Source organism: Staphylococcus epidermidis, from assembly GCF_006742205.1.
GTDB classification, from domain to species: Bacteria; Bacillota; Bacilli; order Staphylococcales; family Staphylococcaceae; genus Staphylococcus; species Staphylococcus epidermidis.
The window spans coordinates 1,412,753-1,432,145 of sequence record NZ_AP019721.1 but is presented as its reverse complement, the minus strand read 5'-3'; the positions used below and the strand labels follow the sequence as shown (position 1 = coordinate 1,432,145).

16 protein-coding genes are annotated in these 19,393 nt (G+C 33.4%); 1 reads left to right on the top strand and 15 read right to left on the bottom strand.

The annotated features are described in order from the left end of the window. Nucleotides 1–36: 36 nt before the first annotated feature. The 4 genes from FNL83_RS07015 to FNL83_RS07000 all read right to left on the bottom strand — a co-directional run bounded on the left by FNL83_RS07015 (nt 37) and on the right by FNL83_RS07000 (nt 3,945). Entirely contained in the window at nt 37–1,926 is a 1,890-nt protein-coding gene (locus tag FNL83_RS07015; protein ID WP_001831071.1) for a vWA domain-containing protein, read from the bottom strand. A 12-nt stretch (nt 1,927–1,938) separates the two neighbouring features. Further along, nucleotides 1,939–2,730: an ATP-binding protein gene (locus tag FNL83_RS07010; protein WP_002469511.1), complete on the bottom strand. Its 792-nt coding sequence runs from the start codon at nt 2,728–2,730 to the stop codon at nt 1,939–1,941. A gap of 177 nt (nt 2,731–2,907) precedes the next feature. Next, nucleotides 2,908–3,111, bottom strand: coding sequence for a DUF6501 family protein (locus FNL83_RS07005; protein WP_001831030.1), 204 nt, complete (start codon nt 3,109–3,111; stop codon nt 2,908–2,910). A 24-nt stretch (nt 3,112–3,135) separates the two neighbouring features. Next, nucleotides 3,136–3,945 carry a VOC family protein gene (locus tag FNL83_RS07000; protein ID WP_002456519.1) on the bottom strand — a complete coding sequence of 270 codons (810 nt, stop codon included), beginning with the start codon at nt 3,943–3,945 and terminating at the stop codon, nt 3,136–3,138. A 200-nt stretch (nt 3,946–4,145) separates the two neighbouring features. Here FNL83_RS07000 and FNL83_RS06995 point away from each other — a divergent pair, with 200 nt between their 5' ends. Next, the gene (locus FNL83_RS06995) at nt 4,146–4,319 is read left to right on the top strand and encodes a hypothetical protein (protein WP_001831077.1); all 174 of its coding nucleotides are present in this window, start codon (nt 4,146–4,148) and stop codon (nt 4,317–4,319) included. Between the two features lie 156 nt (nt 4,320–4,475). On the opposite strand, the gene sucB is transcribed toward FNL83_RS06995, so the two are convergent. The 11 genes from sucB to FNL83_RS06930 all read right to left on the bottom strand — a co-directional run bounded on the left by sucB (nt 4,476) and on the right by FNL83_RS06930 (nt 19,171). Beyond that, nucleotides 4,476–5,738 (bottom strand): dihydrolipoyllysine-residue succinyltransferase, encoded by a 1,263-nt coding sequence (gene sucB / locus FNL83_RS06990; protein WP_001832759.1) that lies wholly within the window; start codon nt 5,736–5,738, stop codon nt 4,476–4,478. Between the two features lie 18 nt (nt 5,739–5,756). After that, complete coding sequence (locus FNL83_RS06985; RefSeq protein WP_002456517.1) at nt 5,757–8,561, bottom strand: 2-oxoglutarate dehydrogenase E1 component; 2,805 nt, start codon at nt 8,559–8,561, stop codon at nt 5,757–5,759. Between the two features lie 414 nt (nt 8,562–8,975). Further along, nucleotides 8,976–10,346, bottom strand: a complete 1,371-nt coding sequence (locus FNL83_RS06975) for a HAMP domain-containing sensor histidine kinase (RefSeq protein ID WP_001831043.1) — start codon at nt 10,344–10,346, stop codon at nt 8,976–8,978. Further along, a complete protein-coding gene (locus FNL83_RS06970) occupies nt 10,343–11,002 on the bottom strand; it encodes a response regulator transcription factor (protein WP_001830971.1) in 660 nt (219 codons plus the stop codon). Before FNL83_RS06970 ends, FNL83_RS06975 begins: the two co-directional genes overlap by 4 nt. A gap of 558 nt (nt 11,003–11,560) precedes the next feature. Further along, nucleotides 11,561–12,328 carry a DeoR/GlpR family DNA-binding transcription regulator gene (locus tag FNL83_RS06960; protein ID WP_001831263.1) on the bottom strand — a complete coding sequence of 256 codons (768 nt, stop codon included), beginning with the start codon at nt 12,326–12,328 and terminating at the stop codon, nt 11,561–11,563. A 6-nt stretch (nt 12,329–12,334) separates the two neighbouring features. Next, nucleotides 12,335–13,660 (bottom strand): MATE family efflux transporter, encoded by a 1,326-nt coding sequence (locus tag FNL83_RS06955; RefSeq protein WP_001832781.1) that lies wholly within the window; start codon nt 13,658–13,660, stop codon nt 12,335–12,337. Further along, nucleotides 13,647–14,501, bottom strand: coding sequence for a metallophosphoesterase family protein (locus FNL83_RS06950; protein ID WP_001831294.1), 855 nt, complete (start codon nt 14,499–14,501; stop codon nt 13,647–13,649). The genes FNL83_RS06955 and FNL83_RS06950 overlap by 14 nt, the downstream gene beginning before the upstream one ends. A 13-nt stretch (nt 14,502–14,514) precedes the next feature. Next, nucleotides 14,515–15,411 carry a carbohydrate ABC transporter permease gene (locus FNL83_RS06945; RefSeq protein WP_001830948.1) on the bottom strand — a complete coding sequence of 299 codons (897 nt, stop codon included), beginning with the start codon at nt 15,409–15,411 and terminating at the stop codon, nt 14,515–14,517. A 15-nt stretch (nt 15,412–15,426) separates the two neighbouring features. Then, nucleotides 15,427–17,115, bottom strand: coding sequence for an extracellular solute-binding protein (locus tag FNL83_RS06940; protein WP_001831225.1), 1,689 nt, complete (start codon nt 17,113–17,115; stop codon nt 15,427–15,429). Nucleotides 17,116–17,126: 11 nt separating this feature from the next. Further along, nucleotides 17,127–18,083, bottom strand: a complete 957-nt coding sequence (locus FNL83_RS06935; RefSeq protein WP_001831280.1) for an ABC transporter permease — start codon at nt 18,081–18,083, stop codon at nt 17,127–17,129. Further along, a complete protein-coding gene (locus FNL83_RS06930; RefSeq protein ID WP_002456515.1) occupies nt 18,080–19,171 on the bottom strand; it encodes an ABC transporter ATP-binding protein in 1,092 nt (363 codons plus the stop codon). Before FNL83_RS06930 ends, FNL83_RS06935 begins: the two co-directional genes overlap by 4 nt. Between the last annotated feature and the right edge of the window lie 222 nt (nt 19,172–19,393).

The window sequence follows — 19,393 nt, the reverse complement described above, 5'->3', positions numbered from 1 at the left end:
TTACAAGTTAGAGATTTTGAATTGATAAACTAACTTTTATAAAGATTTAAGTAACAATTTTTTTAGTAATGGTGATAAGTGACTCGGTAAATGTTCCACACCTTCTACAAATAAAGCAAATTGGCCATATATGTTATGAATGGTTTGTTCAATGTCTTCAGTAATTGGCTCTTGGCTAAGAAAGACATTAAATACTTCTATACCAAATTTACGCGCACGTTCAACAGCTTCATACGTATCTAAAATACCATCTTGACTGTAATTAAATGCAGACGGTTCACCATCTGAGAATACGATTAAAAAGCGTTGTTCATGACTTCTTTGTAATAAACGCTCGCTCGCAATTCTGATAGCTACGCCGTCACGATTATCATCTTGAGGTTCTAATGTCATGATACGTGGGCCTTCTTTTTCAAAGATAGAGTAATTATAATTAATGATTTCATCAATGATATTTGGTTGTTGACGTTGGTCAGCTTCAAAAGCATCTTCATTAAATGCTAGTATTTCATGTTTAATATTCAAAGATTTTAATGTTTCATGGAACAAGACGACACCTTTAATCGTTTCATCCATTTTATCGTGCATACTCGCTGATGCATCAATGAGTAAGGTAAATGTTGCATCGAATGTCTTACTTAAATCCTGTTTTTTGTAAAATAACTTAAATTGATCATCAATAAACCAATTAATAAGGTCTTTTTGTAAACGGCCCTTTGTTAAATTATGTCTTTCATCTTCATGTTCTCTGTCGATGGTCTTTTTGATAATTTGTATTAAATCTTTAATTTCAAACTGTACATCATTTTTTGAATATTGATAATCTATCACATTTTGAGGTGTAATATCAGGGATATTCCATTCAATACTTACGTCTTTATTAATGCCTTTTAAAGCAAAAGCTTGGTTTTGTCCTATAAATCCACCTTCATCATGATCAAGTGTATTTTCTGACCCTTTTCCTTTTTTGGTCATCATATCAGTCATATCATCAGTGCTGTCGCCTTCTCGAGCCGTATCATTATCAGCCATAACTTCACTGTTTTCACCCTCATGTAGCTCCATTTCTAAATATGCCCCGCCTTTAGACTCACTGTCTGCGGCTTTTGTTTCAGCTTCAGCTGTTTCTACATCTTCGTCTGTCTGTTGATTATCTTTACCATCAGTATTGCTCGCATCTGTACGCTTTAAGTCTTCAAAACTATCTGCATAAATATCTTCATATAATTTTTGAGGTAAGTAGTAATATTCATTTAGCATATCTTCCTTTAATAAATCATCCACTTGATACATAATACGTTCTGCTAAATACATATTATCTTCTGATGTTTGATTCTGAAAAATATTTGGTAAGTACTGATACATATGAACTAAAATATCATCAAATGCTGGATGTATGGATGGAATATTAAAAAAGTTTTGACTTAAAAATGCATGTTCTAAATAAAGAAAAAGTAAATCAGTATATACAGTTTTAGTTTTGTAGAAATTAATTTGAGATTCTGTAAAAGATAATCGTGTTTCTATGCGTAAATCAATCATTTTTGTAGTACTAGGTCTTTGTTGTCTAATATGTTCAAATATACGTACGTCCTCTAAAAGTTTAAATAATTGATGAAAGAACTTAGGGTGTTCAAAATCGTTGTTGTGTAAAACTTGATTGATGATTGAAAGATCCATATTCAGATATCCATACGTTGCGAGTAAGACATCTGTTTTTAGTCCAGCTTGTTCAATATGTTTCGGTCTATGAGACCAAAACCAACTCGCAATGAGTGTATTACTATAAGGATTATAGTAAGGGAATTTTTGTATTTTAACTTGCGTTTGCTCATTTTTTAAAAGTAAACGTGCTAAGTCTTGTAACATCATTACTTGTTTTGCATCTAATTGTTCATCGTTGAATTTTATAAAACGATCACTCATTTTTATCCCTCTTTAAAAATTGAGCTCGATAGCGTTAAGTATCGCTTGTTGTTCTCGCTCATCCTCTAATTTATCAATAATTGTACGTTGTACAGCACGTTCAATAGGCATGACAGTTGCTAAATCACTAAGGTCGATTAAAGCTCGAATACTTGCAGCCTCTTCAGAAATTTGACCTTGTTTGGTCATAGTACGTAAATCTTCATTAAATTTAACAATATCTTGAATCAATTGTTCATCTTGTAATTTACTTTGCTCTTTAATGACTGTTTTAAGAATGTCACCATCGATATAATCTACTTCTATGACGATAAATCTATTTTTTAAAGCCTCGTTCATTGGTAATGTTCCTACATAACCTTCGTTTATAGCAGCAATTACATTAAATCCAGGTGCTGCTTTAATCACTTCACCAGTATAAGGATTTGTCAATTGACGTCGATAATCTAATACACCGTTAAGTATAGGTAATGTTTCCGGTTTTGCCATATTAATTTCATCTATATATAAAATGTGACCTTCTTTCATTGCTTTTATTACAGGACCGTCTATGAAGACAATTTCTTGGTGACCTTCTTCATTAGTTTGAATTGTTTTAAAACCTAATAAGCTTTCAGTATCTAGATCTACTGAACAATTAACTTGGTGCATAGGCAATTTCATAACATGACTTAACGTTTCGGCAAGCTTGGTTTTTCCTGAGCCTGTTGGCCCTTTTAGTAGTATATTCTTATTTAATTGAAATAAAGCTTTAGCATCTTCAAAAACTGTTTGATCTGAATTTTTGTAAACTGTTTGTACCATAATTTCCATCCTTTAATGTTAAAAAAGACTAAGACATTAGTTTTTGGTGCATAGTCTTAGTCTTATTTAAAATGATTAAAATAAATGACTTATTTAGTCATTATCGAGTTAATGTAAACTGATGATTGAAAAATATTTCCAATGCAATGATAACGCATTTGGTTGAAAAAGATTAAATTATATCTCTTTAAAGTAGTCTTTGTAATAGCCACCTACTAAACCAGAATTATCTATAATTTGATAATATTCTTCAGTTTCGTTAATAACATCATACTGTTTGCCGATAGTTAGCATATCTGCAACTGTAAATTTTTTGGCATCAGTATTTGTCACTTCTACTTTTTTAATTGGTGTACGTTCTTTCCAAGTTTCATGTAACATGTAATAACCATCCTTAAATCATATTTACTTTTCAAGTGTATAAATAAATGAAATGCCACTATTTTCAGTGATTCTAAGAGATTCTGAAGTATCCTGTTCGAGAGTTTGATATGGAACACCAATCTCATCTAAACGATTTTTTGCTTGAAGATACAATTGGGTATCATTTGTAGAGAATTCCACTTGCTCAATTGGCCCGTGTGTATTCATTTGAATATCTTCATCGCTTTCAAATAAGTGGATTTCACCACCAAGACCACCCTCACCTATACGAAACACTTGAATAGGTTGTTGGGCATCTTCATGTGGAAGATACTCAGCAAATAAATCTAATTGAAATACTTGTGTGAGAATTGAAGTGGTGACAGATAACTCGTTCACCTTAATAATGACTGGACCTAAGCCTTGAACTTGATGTAAAGGGTTAACAGGACTATCAAAAGCAGGCATACCTAATCCTATACCCGTATTTAACTCGTTAGAATAAATATCAAATTTTTGTTGATTATGATCTTCAAAAGTAAAATGTTTAAGACCATTAAGTTCAGTGATTGAACTATAGGATATATTAAACTTGTCAAAAATATTTTGATATTCTACTAATCCAGAATCAGAAGGTGTTCTAAGTCCAACGCTATCTATGTGTAGATTTTTATAATCTTCCTCTGGAACTTCAACAAAGTGAACACGCGTTCCAGGACTTAAATTAGCGTCACCAAATCTTATGGCATGTTCATTTTTAGTTGAATGTTGTAAACCAATGATGTGGTTAAATAATTCTTTCGTTTTAGATAAATCGTTTGTTCCTAAAGTGACACTTCTAAGTCCACTCATTAACTGACACTCCTCTATTTATCTTTACAGATAACATTATAACGTATTTTGTAACACTTGAATATGATGAACACTCATATAAAGATAGATATTTATTTGTTGTTGATTTATTATTTATTAGAAAAATAAAACATACAGATTGGCTAAATATTTTGTATGTATTAAAATGTAATTAAAGAAGTAATCAAGGAGGCATGAGTATGTCTAATTTATGGATTATATTTGCAGTTACTGTACTAATAGCAGTTTATTCCGCAATTGAAGTATTTACAAATTTAAATCATAAACAACAACCAAGATTTAAATATTTTACTATCGCATTTGTTGTGTTTATTATCTTAGCGATTATAGAAGTTATATTTCTTGCTCAATGATAGGTTAATACTAAAGTATATCTGTAAAGACATCGTGTTATTTTGATTTCTTTACAGATATTTATATATATAAGATTATCATTACACTTTAGACATATTGAACAAAAAAACAACGACGATTTACGTCGTTGTTTTTTAAGTATGTTAGGTTCCAAATTATGATTCAAGTAATAAATCTTCAGGGTTTTCAATGAGTTCTTTGATTGTTTTTAAGAATCCTACAGCCTCTTTCCCATCGATGATTCTATGATCATAGCTTAATGCGATATACATCATTGGACGATTTTCAATTGTATCTTTATCAACTGCAATTGGGCGTGTAATAATTGAATGCATACCTAAGATAGCTGCTTGATTACCATTTATAATCGGTGTACTCATCATTGAGCCAAAGATACCGCCATTAGTGATGGTAAACGAACCGTTAACCATGTCATCAAGGCCTAATTTTTTATCACGAGCTTTTACGGCTAAATTAGCGATTTCTTGTTCAATTTCTGCAAAATTTTTCTTATCACAATCTCTAACAAATGGTACGAGTAATCCATCGTCAGTGGATACTGCAATGCCAATATCGTAAAATTGTTTAGTAATCATATCATCGCCATCTATCTCAGCATTTACTTCAGGATATTTTTTGAGAGCTGCAACGGCAGCTTTAGTAAAGAAGGACATAAATCCTAATTTAGTACCATCATGATCTTTGATAAATTGTTCTTTTTTACGTTTACGTAAATCCATAACGTTTGTCATATCAACTTCATTAAATGTAGTAAGCATAGCTGTTTGATTTGATACTTCTAATAATTTTTTTGCAGCAGTTTTTTTGCGTCGAGACATTTTTTCACGAATAACAGGTTTTGATGGATTGTTATTAGATTGTTTAGAACCACTGTTTTGTGATTTGCTTTCACTTTTAGCTGTTTGACTTGAAGATTTTTGACTATTTTCAACATCATCTTTTCTTAGAACATCATTGCCTTTTCCGGATACTTCGCTTAAATCAACGCCATTTTTACGCGCATGTCGACGTGCAGATGGTGTTGCATTGATACGTTGCTGGCTATTATCTTGTGTATTTTCACTTTCACTAGAATTCGGATTAGATTGTTTTGGCGTTTCTTTCTCTTTAGCTTCATCTTTTTGTGAAGATTCGTTAGAACTATCGTTAGATGTGTTTACTTGTCCTTCTCCTACTACAGCTACAGCTTGACCTACTTCAACTGTATCGCCTTCCTCGGCTAATTGTTCTGATAATACCCCAGCTTCTTCAGAAACTACTTCGACGTTAACTTTATCTGTTTCTAGTTCTAAGATAGCTTCACCTTTATCTACATTATCGCCTACATTTTTTAACCATTCTGCAATGGTACCCTCTGTGATTGATTCTGCTAATTCTGGAACTTTTACCTCTGCCATACTTATTTTTCCCCCTAGTTAATTGTTAATGCTACTTTCAATAATTTTAGTTTGTACAAGTTTATGAATTTCTCCATCGCCTTCAGCAGGTGCAGCTCTTTGTATTCTACCGTGATAAGTTAAATCATATTTATTAGCAACAAGTGCTTTTAGATAAGGATACACGAATAACCATGCACCTTGATTTTTAGGTTCTTCTTGAACCCATGACACATTTTCAAGATGAGGTAACGATTTTAATACTTCTTTAATTTCTTCTTCTGGGAACGGATATAATCTTTCTACTGCTATGAGAAGAATAGAATCGTTAGGATTTTTAGCTAAATATTCTTTTAGGTCAATATACATCTTTCCTGATGCTAAAATCACTTTTTTGACTTTTTGTTCATCGATATCTTCTGTGATGATAGGTTTAAAACCGCCAGATGTAAACTCATCAATAGGTTTAGCTACTGTTTTATTTCTTAAAAGACTCTTAGGTGACATGACAATTAATGGTCTCATTTCTAAGGTATCTAAACTAGCGGCTTGTGCACGTAGTAAATGGAAGTAATTACTTGCACTAGATAGATTAACTACAGTTGAATTATTTTCAGCGGCTAATTGTAGAAATCTTTCTAAGCGTGCCGATGAATGCTCTGGTCCCTGTCCTTCAAAAGCATGTGGTAAGAAAAGTGTTAAACCTGAACGCTCACCCCATTTTGCGCGAGAACTTGAGAGGAAATTGTCAAACATCATTTGGGACATATTCGAAAAGTCGCCATATTGAGCTTCCCATATGTTAAAGTTACCTTTATTTTCGACGTTATAACCATACTCAAATCCAACTACAGCTGCTTCAGATAATGGCGAATTATGAATATCAAAAGTAGCCTGTTGTTGAGGTACATGATGCAATGGTGTGAATGTATTACCATTTTCTTCATCATGAAGCACAGCATGTCTATGGCTAAATGTTCCCCTTTCACTATCTTGACCTGTTAAACGAATTGAAGTTCCATCTTGTAATATGGTTGCAAATGCAAGTTGCTCTGCTTGAGCCCAATCGACGAGCCCCTCCTCTTTTTCAAAAGGTTCTCTACGTTTTTCTAGTACTTTATTGAGCTTTTTTAGCACATGAAAATCTTTTGGGTAATCAAGCATTGCATCATTGATTTCTTTTAAATGATCAAATGAGAAATCTTTCGTATCACTTTGTAAAGGTAGTTGAAGTGATTCTGGTTTTTCCATATCTGGATTATTCATTTTGTCATTTTTATCAATTTTATCATGTGCTGTTCGCATTTCTTTTTGAACACCGTCAATGACTTCATTCATTTCGTCTTCGGAAATAATTCCTTCATCAACTAACTTTTTACCATATAAAATTTCAACTGAATCATGTTTTCTAATGTTTTGGTATGGAACTGGATTAGTAATAGAAGGTTCATCCATTTCATTGTGCCCATAGCGACGATAACCTACTAAGTCAATAACGACATCTTTATGAAATTCTTTACGGAATTCCATTGCAATTTCAATAGCTTCAATTGTTGCTTCTACATCATCGGCATTTACATGTAGTATTGGAACATCGTAACCTTTAGCTACGTCGGAAGAGTACGTTGTTGAACGTCCATCAATAGGTTCAGTTGTAAAACCGATTCTATTATTTGTAATAATATGAAGTGAACCACCTGTAGAATATCCTTTTAAACTACCTAAGTTCATCGTTTCAAAATTAATACCTTGACCTGGATATGCCGCATCACCATGTATAATAATCGGCATTGCTTTATGGAAGTCGGTAGATGGAGCTCCTACTTGATGTGTATTATCTTGGGCTGCTCTTGTTTTACCAGCAACAACGGGTGCAACGATTTCTAAATGACTTGGATTATTCGCTAAAGAAATACGCTGTTCTATTCCGTATGAGTTAGTCGTTTTAACGCCACCTAGGTGATACTTCACATCTGAAGTCCAACCTGAGGTTAATTCTAAACTACCATCTTCAGGTAAAAACTTCATTGGATCTGTATGCATAAATTCTGAAATCATCATCTCATAAGGTTTTTCCAAGACATGCGTTAATACATTTAAACGTCCACGGTGAGCCATACCGATTTGAATGTTTTTAATCCCCTCGTTACCTGCTAATGTGATTGTGTGTTGAAGCATTGGAACTAATGTGTCGACGCCTTCAATTGAAAAACGTTTAGCCCCAACAAAATTTTTGTGCAAATATTTTTCAAAACCTTCTACGTGTGCGAGTTTTTTGAAAAGTTCTTTTTTTTGATTATCGTTTAAACTTGCTTTATAAGGCGTTTCAATTCTTCTTTTTAACCACACACGTTCTTTATTATTATTAATGTGAGTGTATTCAAAAGCTATCGGTCCTTTGTAACGTCTTTCCATACGAACAATTGCATCATAGGCATTGTCATAAATGTCTTTAAAATGTTCAGAGACAATTCCAGATGATATTTTTTCCAAAGTTTCTTTATCTAAATCAAAATCTTCGATTTCCAATTTAGGAACATTTTGACGCTCTGGAGGATTTACTGGATAAATATCTGCTTTTAAATGTCCGTATTGACGAATATTATCGATTAAGCGCATAACACGTTTAATTGTGCTATCTCCCGCTTGTGAACCACCCCCATCAGTGGTAGGTTTAGCTTCGATATGAGCTTCACCTGTTTTAATTGTACTGAACAAGACTTGTAAATCTTCAGGTACGGATGATGGATCTTGTAGATAATCATCATACAAATCTAGCATAAGGCCAAGATTTGCGCCGAAGTTTACAGGAGCCTCTGTAAATTCTTTCTTGTTCTTAGTCATTTAACACCCTCCACAAAAATGATGAAACGCTTACATGGTTATCATAGCATTATTTCATATATTGTTAAAGTACATTTACCTATTATTATACAAAATAGGAGCAAGACAGAATTTACTCCAAATTCATAGTCTCGCTCCCGTATAATTGCTATCTCCGTCTATCAAGTTTAGCTCGTCGATTCTATAGTAAGAGAATCTTTGTGAAGAAGATGTCCTCTCATTAGTATGACATGATATAGCTATTCTAGTCAGCATCTTAGTGTAGTGACTGGAATCTTTATTTATAATGATAGATGTCGATGGATTTGATTATTTATAGTACTAGTTTAAGGATTGTTAATATTTAAGTCCTGTAATAATTTATTTGTAACTTGTTTAATCGTAATCATTCGTTACTTAAAAAATACTATTCATTTAGTTTAGTACTGGAAAACTGATTTTGAAAGTCGTGTACTTTTGTAGTTCACTTTCTACCTGAATCATACCACCGTTAAGTTGCACAATTTTTTCCGCTATTGATAGTCCTAATCCATTGCCTCCTTGACTACGAGCACGTGATTTATCTACACGATAAAATCTATCAAAGATAAATTCTAAGTCAGCTTTTGGTATACCCATACCATGATCAGTAATATCAATCATAATCATTTTATTTTTTAGTTGAGTAACAATTTTAATGTGCTTATGTTCAGTGTCGTATTTCATTGCATTATCAATAAATATGAGTAAGAGTTGTTCAAACTGATGACGGTTAATTTTTAATTGGATAGGCTTAGTAGCAAGATGTGTTTCAAAAGTATAATCTGGATGTAGGTGTTGCAGTGACTTCACACGTGATTGAATCTCGCTATTTACGTCTACATTTTCACATTCCAAAACATTATGATTGACTCTATCTTTGGTAAGTAAAAGTAGTTCTTCGACAAGTTTTGTTATTCGATTCACTTCTTCAATTGAAATATTCAAAGATTCTTCCAAAACTGCTGGATCTTTTTTCCCCCAACGTTGGATTAAATTTAGATGACCTTGAATAATCTGCAGTGGCGTTCTTAATTCGTGTGAAGCATCCTCGACAAATTGACGTTGCTGATTAAAAGATTCTTCTATTTGATACATCATTTCATTAAAAGTATCAATTAAATTATCTGTTTCTTCATAATTTGTAGTTAATTCAAGTTTATTTTGAAAACCATCTCTTCTAATTTGATTCATTTTATTGGACATTGTAACTATCGGTTTAGTAATTTGTGAAGAAAAGATATAACTCACGCCGGCAGTAATAATGGTTGCAATTAATCCAAAAGCAAGTGCAACTATATAAAGTGATTTAACGAGATTATCATAATTTTGAAGAGAATGGACTAATACACTGTATCCAGAAAAATCTTTCGAACGTATAGGTTCAGTTATTACTAAGTAATTAATACCGTGGCTTCTTTGAATATGTATACGTTCAGGATGTTTGAAATCAATTTTGTTATCATAAGCAAGTGTATTATCATTTGATGTTTGAATTAACTTCCTACCCTTATCATCATAAATCAATATTTCTTGAAAATTTTCTAAGGATGCATTTAAATCCAATGCAGATATATCACTTAAAGATTTAGAATGGAACAGATTGGCGATATCATTTGAACTTCTTTCAGCTTCGTCAATTTCACTACTTCGTAAAGTATCTTTTAAAAAGAAAATAATAATTAAGCAGAAAAGTAATATTGTCGTGAAGGTAATGAGCGTCGTAATAAGCATCCATTTATATTTTAATTTTTGGCGCTTAATCATCGAATCACATACCCTACGCCACGTACTGTTTCTATGGATTTTTCTTTATTAAAAGGTTTGAGTTTATTACGTAAATAACGAATATAAACATCAACGACATTCGTTTCTACTTCACTATTATACCCCCATACGTGATCGAGAATTTGTTCACGTTGCATGACGTGGTTACGATTTTCAGCTAAAACATATAGTAAATCGTATTCTGTTTTAGTTAATTCTAATTGATGGCCATTAACAGTAACTTTAAAGGCATCTTTATCAATGATAATACCATTGATATCTAAAACATCTTTATCTGGCTGTCTGCGCAATACCGCTCTTATTCTTGCAAGCAATTCTTCTATATCAAAGGGTTTTACAATGTAGTCATCTGCCCCATAGTCCAATCCAGCTACTTTATCATATGTCTCGCTTTTCGCAGTAATGATGATAATTGGAGTAGTTGTTTTTTGACGAATTTGTCTACAAATTTCTAGACCATTTATGTTTGGAAGCATTAAGTCTAATATATATAAATCATAGGGCTTAGATAATGCTTTATCCAAACCCACCTTTCCATCATTCTCTATATCAACAGTATAATTTTCATGAGTTAACTCAAGCTCTATAAATCTAGCAAGATTTTGCTCATCTTCTACAATTAAAATATTTGTCATATTTGCACCTCACGCTACATCTTAAACAATTAACTCGTATTTCTAAAGATGTAATTCAAAATTGTAAATGATTTGTTATGAAACTAGTATCATTTTACCATGAACCACGATAATAGATAGTCGAATAAGTAGTCTGTATTTAGAAAAAGTCACTCTAGTATTATCATTGTATTTAAGTTAAATGGAATAAAATATATATTTCTAATTGACAATCATTATCAATCATGTATAATGATAATTGAAAATGATTATCAATACCAATTGAAAAACATTCCCCCCACATACAAGTTGTTCTTTTGGATTGGTCATTTTCAACTATCCCCTTTTATATGCCCGTAAAAGACTAACGTTAAGAAATGACGTTTCAATAAAAGCAGTAGACCTTTGACACTTGAGGTCTGCTGTTTTTTAGTGCCACTGCAACGAAAAAATATTCATTGCTAGTGGCACTTATACTTGGGCAAAGCCTCAGGTGTTACCATTCGTAAAATTAAATAAAGCCTGAGGCGTCTTCTTTTATTTAAAAAAGACGAAGTCTCAGGCTTCATTTTCTATAAGTTAAATCTGTAACCAATGCTTCTGATTAAAATATTCTATATTCTGAGGTTTAGCATAATCAGAAATCATATAATCAATTTCGCTAAAACCATCAATACGATACGACGCATGCGCATCTCGCTTACTACTATCCGCTAAGAGATAACTCAGTTGACTTTTTTGAATCATAATGTGACTTGCATGCGCTTCTTCCAGATCAAATTCATAACAATCACTCGTATCAAACGAACCACATGAAATAAAAGCTTTATCAAATTTAAAACGTTGTAATAACTCATTCGTCATATGCCCGCGCACAACATCTTGTTCAGTATTCGTCTTTCCAGCAAGCATAATCACTTCTGCTTGAATTCGTTGCTCCTCTATAGCACGATTCAATTCATCCGCAATCTTCAGAGAATTCGTCACAATCGTGGTCTGAGTAATATCATTGAGATATTGAGGAATTCGCCCTGTTGTGGTTCCACCATCGATGACAATAATTTCTCCAGACTTTATTTGCAAAGCAGCTTTCTTAGCAATACGCTCTTTTACTTGTGATTGTTTCTGCCACTTATTCGCATATGATTTCTCTTTATTAATATGATTGTATTGTATCGCACCTCCATGTGTACGTGTAATCAGTTTATCGTTTTCTAAGGTTTCTAAATCTTTTCTCACGGTTTCAGGCGTAACTTGTAAGAATATAGCTAAATCTTTTACTGCCACCTGTCCGTACTGATCAACACGTTTACGAATAAGATTCAAACGTTCATTTCTTTTATACATAATTATCTATACTCCAATCTGCTTCATTCGTGCTTGCCAACGATCATTTCGCCATCTAAGATACATAATGATAAATCTCAGCGCTTCATCAGCAATACTCACTAAAATAATTCCTGTATAACCTAATCTCCAATGAATCCCTAATAGATAACTTCCAGGTAATAATAACAACCATGTGGTCACAACACTCACGGTGACTGGATAACGTACATCCCCTGTCACGTTTAATAAATCTACAATTAGATTATTAATTGCACGTATCGGTTCTAATCCAAAAAGTATAACAAGATAGTAAATGATTAAATGATAGGTTTGTATGTCGTGTGTTATCCAACGTCCACACACTATAAATCCTATAAATACACACGTCATAATCATGAAAGATTGTGTGATATTAAACCAAATACTTTTTATAACAACTTTCTTTAAAGTACGGTAACGTCGACGGGATATAAATTTTCCTAAATAAATTTGGCTAGCAGCACTAAATGCCATAGCACAACTAAAAGACAGGCCGCTTAAAACAGTAGAAACAGATTTCGCAGCGATGACTTGAGTGCCTAACATCGCAATAAATGCAGTTGTAAATGTCTGTGCAAAATTATAAGAAATTTGTTCACCTGCTGTTGGGATACCTAATGTCGAAACCTGATATATTTTCTTCCAGCTCAGCTTGAAGTAATGCTTGAATGGACGGAAAATTTGTATCAGCGCAATTAAAGCTAAAGTACATCCCAATAAACGACTGAACGCTGTTACCACCGCGACACCTAATACAGGGTTACCTACATATTGTGGAATAATAAAGAGTACGATACCGTTCAAAATGATATTAGTCACATTACTAATGATAGTAATGCGTGTAGCTGATGATGCATGATTCATGACACGTAATACAGTACCAATATACATGTGACAGGTCGTTAAAGTGAGTACACTCAATATAATCATTCCAAATTGATAGGTCAGTTTGAATATATCTTGAGGTACCTGAAAAAGTCGTAAGATAAGTTCGAATGCGATCCCAATCACAATCGTAAATACGATAGATACTATGCTATTGAATAACAAATTATGATAAATCTCTTGTGAAATACTTGAAGGTTGATGTTCCTTCAAATGAACAATACGTATATTTGTACCCACATGAATGATTGTAATCAGAAACGTGATGAGCATGAGTATTTGGCTTATCATTCCCGAAGCAGCAACGGCATCAGTGCTATAGCTGTTTAACATCAATGTATCAGCTTGACCCATGATGAGTATGAAAAGTTGTTCTATCAAAATAGGAATGTATAATGACCGAAACGTTCTTTTAGAAACGATCATCAAATTCTAACACTTTCGATTTATATATAGCGTCAGGTTGCAACTCAATTAATCTAGCCCCACGTTGTAAATCACCATAAGTATTGTAACCACCAATACGACCAAAGCTAAGGCGAATCCCATATAAATTAATCGTAAAATCATTGTCATGGTCATGACCGCAGAACATACCTTCAATATCACCGTTTAGTAACATCTGACTAAATAATCCGGAATTAATTTTTGAGCACGCAATAGGTTCATTGAAAATGCCATGATATTCACCAATATTCTCAACTTCTCTATATTCTTGTAATGGAATATGTGTAAATAATAAGTTATGTTGAAAGTTGTGTTGAAATTGAGTTTGATATGCTTGATGTGTTTCCCTAAGCCAATTCACATGTTCAGGTCTTATAAAATCATAATCACCTATGCCAAATGGATTATAATCTCCTCCATCAATAACATAAAGCACATGTGTGACTGTATCGTTGTTTACAACTTCTATTGTATAAGCTTCTTTATCATCAACAATGAGGCTATGATTTTTCTGTACATAGTTGGTAGAATATTGGTCCTCAATAGCGCGTAAGTCTGAACGTTTGAGATGCCCCTCTGTATCGTGATTACCAAATGTCGTTGCAATTTGCGTATCATATCGATTTAAATACTCCATTAATTTTTTATAAACGCGACCTGAATCAATGACGCCTTCAGACCAAATTTGGTCACCTGTTAATACTGTGATGTCAGGTTGATAGTGTGTCATCATATGATGAATTAAATCGTAAGTTTTTTGATCTTTTTCATCATTGTGTGGCCCAATATGTAAATCGCTTAATTGTAGAATTGTAGTCATTGTTTCGTCTCCTTTACTCTTTTGTCGAACCGATAGTTATACCTTTTACAAAATGCTTCTGAACAAATGGGAAGAGGAATAATACTGGAATTGTTAATAGTACAATCATTGCCATCTGCATTGAGTCCCCTGTAATTGTCAACTTGTCTAACATCGCATATGAACCTGACTTTTGTTTTAAAGCATCTGCAATGGCAGCTTGTTTCGTTAACATATCTTGTAAAACAGTAGCTAACGGTTTGAGGTTTGGATTACGTACGAAGAATGCACCTGTAAACCAATCATTCCACTGACTCACGGCGTTAAATAATGTAATTGATGCCACCACGGGTTTACTCATGGGTAAGACAATTTTCCAAAAGATTTGAAAGTCATTACAACCATCTACTCTAGCGGCTTCAATCACACTACTAGGTAATTGATTGAAGAATGTACGCATAATTAAAATGTTATAAACGCTATAAAGTGACGGTAAAATGTATACCCAGAATGTATCAGTTAAATGAAGTTGATTTAATAGGATATAAAGTGGTACAACACCGACACTGAATAACATCGTAAAGACTAGGAAGAATGAGATGATTCTTCGAAACGGTAAACTTTTGATTGTTAGAACGTATGCAGCCATAGCTGTTAATATGACGCTTAGTATCGTTCCTATGACTGTCTTTGCGATACTAATAAATAATGCATTTAATAACGTGCCTTGTTTAAATATCTCCTTAAAATTATCTAGTGAAAATTTACGCGGGTAGAAAGTGATGCCACCTTTTTGAGCATCTACCCCAGAGTTAAATGCTAAGGCAAAGATATTAATCATCGGGAGGATAATTGTGATTACTAAGCCAATAATAATGATTAATGAGATAATACGAATGACAAGCGCACTTTTATCTTGTGAAACTTTCATTGTCTCTGCCACCTCTTAATAAATAATTTGAGTTCCTTTTTTATCTCTTTGATTTTCAACGTATCTTTCAAATTGATTTAAGCCTGCCTCTTCTAAACGTTGCTTAGCACTATCAATAATTTGTTTCGTTTCCTTGTCTGATTGAGAATAATAAGCACGTTTAATAGCGTCACTATAATCATCGAGTGCAACTTCTAAATCTTCGCCATATTCATATTTAGATAAGAATGACTTTACTGTGAGTCCGTTTACGATTTTGGCGTGTTTCTGTCTTTGATCATAATGCCACATATCAGCAATCTTTTCAGGAGTCGTCTTTTTCGTTTTTGTATTATCTCCGTATTCAGTTTCACCGAAATCAGCTTTATTATCTATATCAGTATAACCAAGATGATCTGCCCAATAAGAACCCGCACCTCTAAAACCACGTTTTTTAGCTTCGTCTGGATTATTTTCAACTTCTTTTAACACTTCAGGTTTAACATGAGGGTTACCTTTCTTATCTAACGTATAGTCACGTCCTTTAATACCGTACTGACCGAGTAATTTACCTCTGCGACTTGCAAGGAAATCAGCGAGTTTAACGACGTCTTCAGGATGTTCAGTCGTACTTGGTACAGCCCAACCGTTTGCGCCTGATTTATATGGCTTTTCAACTCTAAATTTACCTTTGACTGTATTGAGTGGCCCAAGAGGAACGTATTTCATACTTTGATTTTCAGTAACATAGTTATGTAAATCTGAAACAATGCCCCATGAGCCATTAACGAGTCCTTCTTTTGCTTTATTTTCTTCCATTGTATAGAACTCTTTTGTCATTAAGCCTTTCTTCATAAGGTCTTTAACGTAATGTACACGTTTAAGTGGATATTCGGTTTGTGATTCATGTATAATTTTCTTACCTTTATTTAAAAATTTCTCATCAGACTGACCAGTCCACACAAGGTCATTATAGAATTTAGTACGATCGTCACCGCCCCACGCTGTTGGGCCAATAGGTGTGATTTCTTTACCATTATCATCTTTGAAGTGGTGTTCTTTCATCTTTTCAGCAAGTTTTTCTACATCTTTGGACGTCTTGATAGAAGTAGGGTCGATATGAAGTTTATCCATGATATCTTTTCTGACGTAAGGACCACCTACAGTGCGACGTTCTTCTTGTCCTGGATGACGGTTAATCCCCATATGTACAAGGTACGTTCCATCTTGTTCTTTATTAAACATGATGTTATCTTTCGTATCTTTTGGTAAATATCCTTTTTTGAAATACTTACTATAAATTTTTGTGTTTTTAAGCATTTTCGTTAAGTCTGTGAGTCGACCTTGTTTCGCTGCTTTATTTAGTACTTTCATTTCAGGTCTTCCACTATCGTCTAAGTAATAAACGATGAAGTCGGGTAAATCTCCTGAAGCGAGTCCTGAAGTTAATGCTTCTGTGGAATCTTCATTAGAAACGGTTTGAAGTTCTAACGTGATGCCAGTCTTTTTCTTAAGTTCTTGAGCGACTTCTTTATTCATTTTAGGGGAGGCATCGTTATCACTTTGAAACACAAGTCCTTTAAGCTTTCTATCTGCAATCCATGTATCTGGTTTACCTTTAGCATCTGCTTTTCTTTTCGCTTCATCTTGCGTTTTATCTTTGCTACATGCTGTTACGAACAAAATGACAGCAATCATTAAGATGAGCATAGACTTTCTAAACATGTACATTCTCCTTAATATAGTGATGTATCCAGTTTCTTATCTGCGAATTTATTAATAATGACGACAGCGATAAGTCCTATCACACCCTGTAATAGACTAATCGCAATTGCGTAACTGAAATCGCCTTGCTCAATACCAGTACGAATCACAAATGTATCCAGTATTTCTGAAACGTTAGCGTTACCTGGTGTTTTGAGTAGGTAAATTTGATCGAACCCTGCTTTTAAAATATCGCCTAGAGAAATGATGAATAAAATAACAATTGTTGGTGTTAACATAGGTAAGGTAATATGTATAATTTGTTTGAAACGATTCGCGCCATCAATCGCAGCTGATTCATAAATTTCAGGATTAATACTCATAATTGCTGCAAAATAAATAATGGAATCCCACCCTACATTCTTCCATATATAACTAGAAAACATGATGGTGTGGAAATACTCAGGGTTCATCATAAAGTAAGTCGACCCGTCGCCACCAAATTGATGGATCAGTTGATTCATAAGTCCATCATCTGGAGCGAGTAATTTCTTGAAAATACTGATAACTACAACCCAAGATAAAAAATGAGGGATGTAAAGTACGCCTTGAAATAAACCTCTGATCTTACCTAATTTAGAATCTTTAATTTCGTTAAACATAATGGCTAAAATAATTGGAAATGGTAGAGCTAAAATCAATTTCATGCCACTTATAATTAGCGTATTCATAATAATTTGAATACATCGAGGGTCAGAGAAAAAGCGTTTAAAATAGTATAGCCCTTTCCAATCACCGCCGATGATACCAGTATCGAAGCGGAAATCTTTGAATGCCAGAACAAGACTTGTCATTGGAATATAGTTGAAAATCAAGAAAAAGAGTAAACAAGGTAAAATCATTAAGTAAAGTACTTTGTGTTCCCACATTCTTTTTAACAAAGGTTTTTGATGAGCGGATTGAAGGCTTTGTTTTTTGTTTTTACTCATGATAAAACCTCCTCTTGTACTCTTTCGCCTGAATCAGAATCGAAAAAGTGTGCATCTTCCGTTTTTATACCGAAGGAAACTGTTTGTCCTAATTCAAAATCCAAATTACTATCTACAGCTGCTATGATTTTATGCTCATTGTGATGACAGTGAAGTAATTTGTATGAACCAGTTAACTCAACTAAGTCTACAGTGAATTGAGAAAGTTGGATTGGATAATTACTTATTTCGTTATCATTAACAAGATGTAAGTCTTCAGGTCGTATACCAAGTCTGTATTGTGCATGCGATGCAAGTTGAAGTAATGTAGCATCAGCCACTTTTTGTCCATCGAAGTACCAAGCATCCATGTTGTAGGTCATTGGAACCATATTCATTGATGGGCTACCAATGAAAGTGGCAACAAATTCATTGACAGGATGACGATAAATTTCTTCAGGCGTACCAATTTGTTGTATTTCGCCTTGTTTTAATATGACGATACGTGATGCCATTGTCATAGCTTCAGTTTGGTCGTGTGTCACGTAAATCGTTGTTGCTTTCATTTGTTTATGTATTTTTATAATTTCGCTTCTCATGTTACTTCGTAATTTAGCATCTAAATTAGAAAGTGGTTCATCCATGAGAAAGATTTGAGCTTCTCTAACGATAGCTCGACCAAGTGCCACACGTTGACGTTGTCCTCCAGATAAGGCTTTAGGTTTACGGTCGAGGAGGTTTTCAATTTCTAATATTTGAGCTGCATGTTGAATTTTTTCGTCATAAATTTTCTTCTTGATTCCTCGCATTTTTAAGCCGAAAGCTAAATTTTTATAAACTGTCATATGTGGATATAATGCATAGTTTTGAAAGACCATAGCAATCTTACGATCTTTAGGTTGTAAATCGTTGATTACTTTATCGTTGATACTAATTGTCCCTTTGCTCACATCTTCAAGTCCTGCAATCATACGTAACGTTGTTGATTTCCCACATCCCGAAGGTCCTACAAATACTACAAATTCATTGTCCTCAATATCTAAATTGAAATCTTTAACTGCGTAACTACCATTGTCGTAAACTTTGTTTAAATCCTTGATTTGTATCATGTCTTTGCTCCTTTGAAGATTTAATCACAAGTTCAGTATAAGTAATCGCTATTAAAGTAAACTTTTTTCAAATTTAAGTTTTCGTAAATCAAAATTTTTTGTTTGTAATTTTTCAAAAAACAAAAGACTTAAAACATTTATAAGACAACATTTTAAGTCTTTTATTAACAAAAATGAAAACAAAGAAATTAATATAAGATAAATATTATTAACATTGAGCTT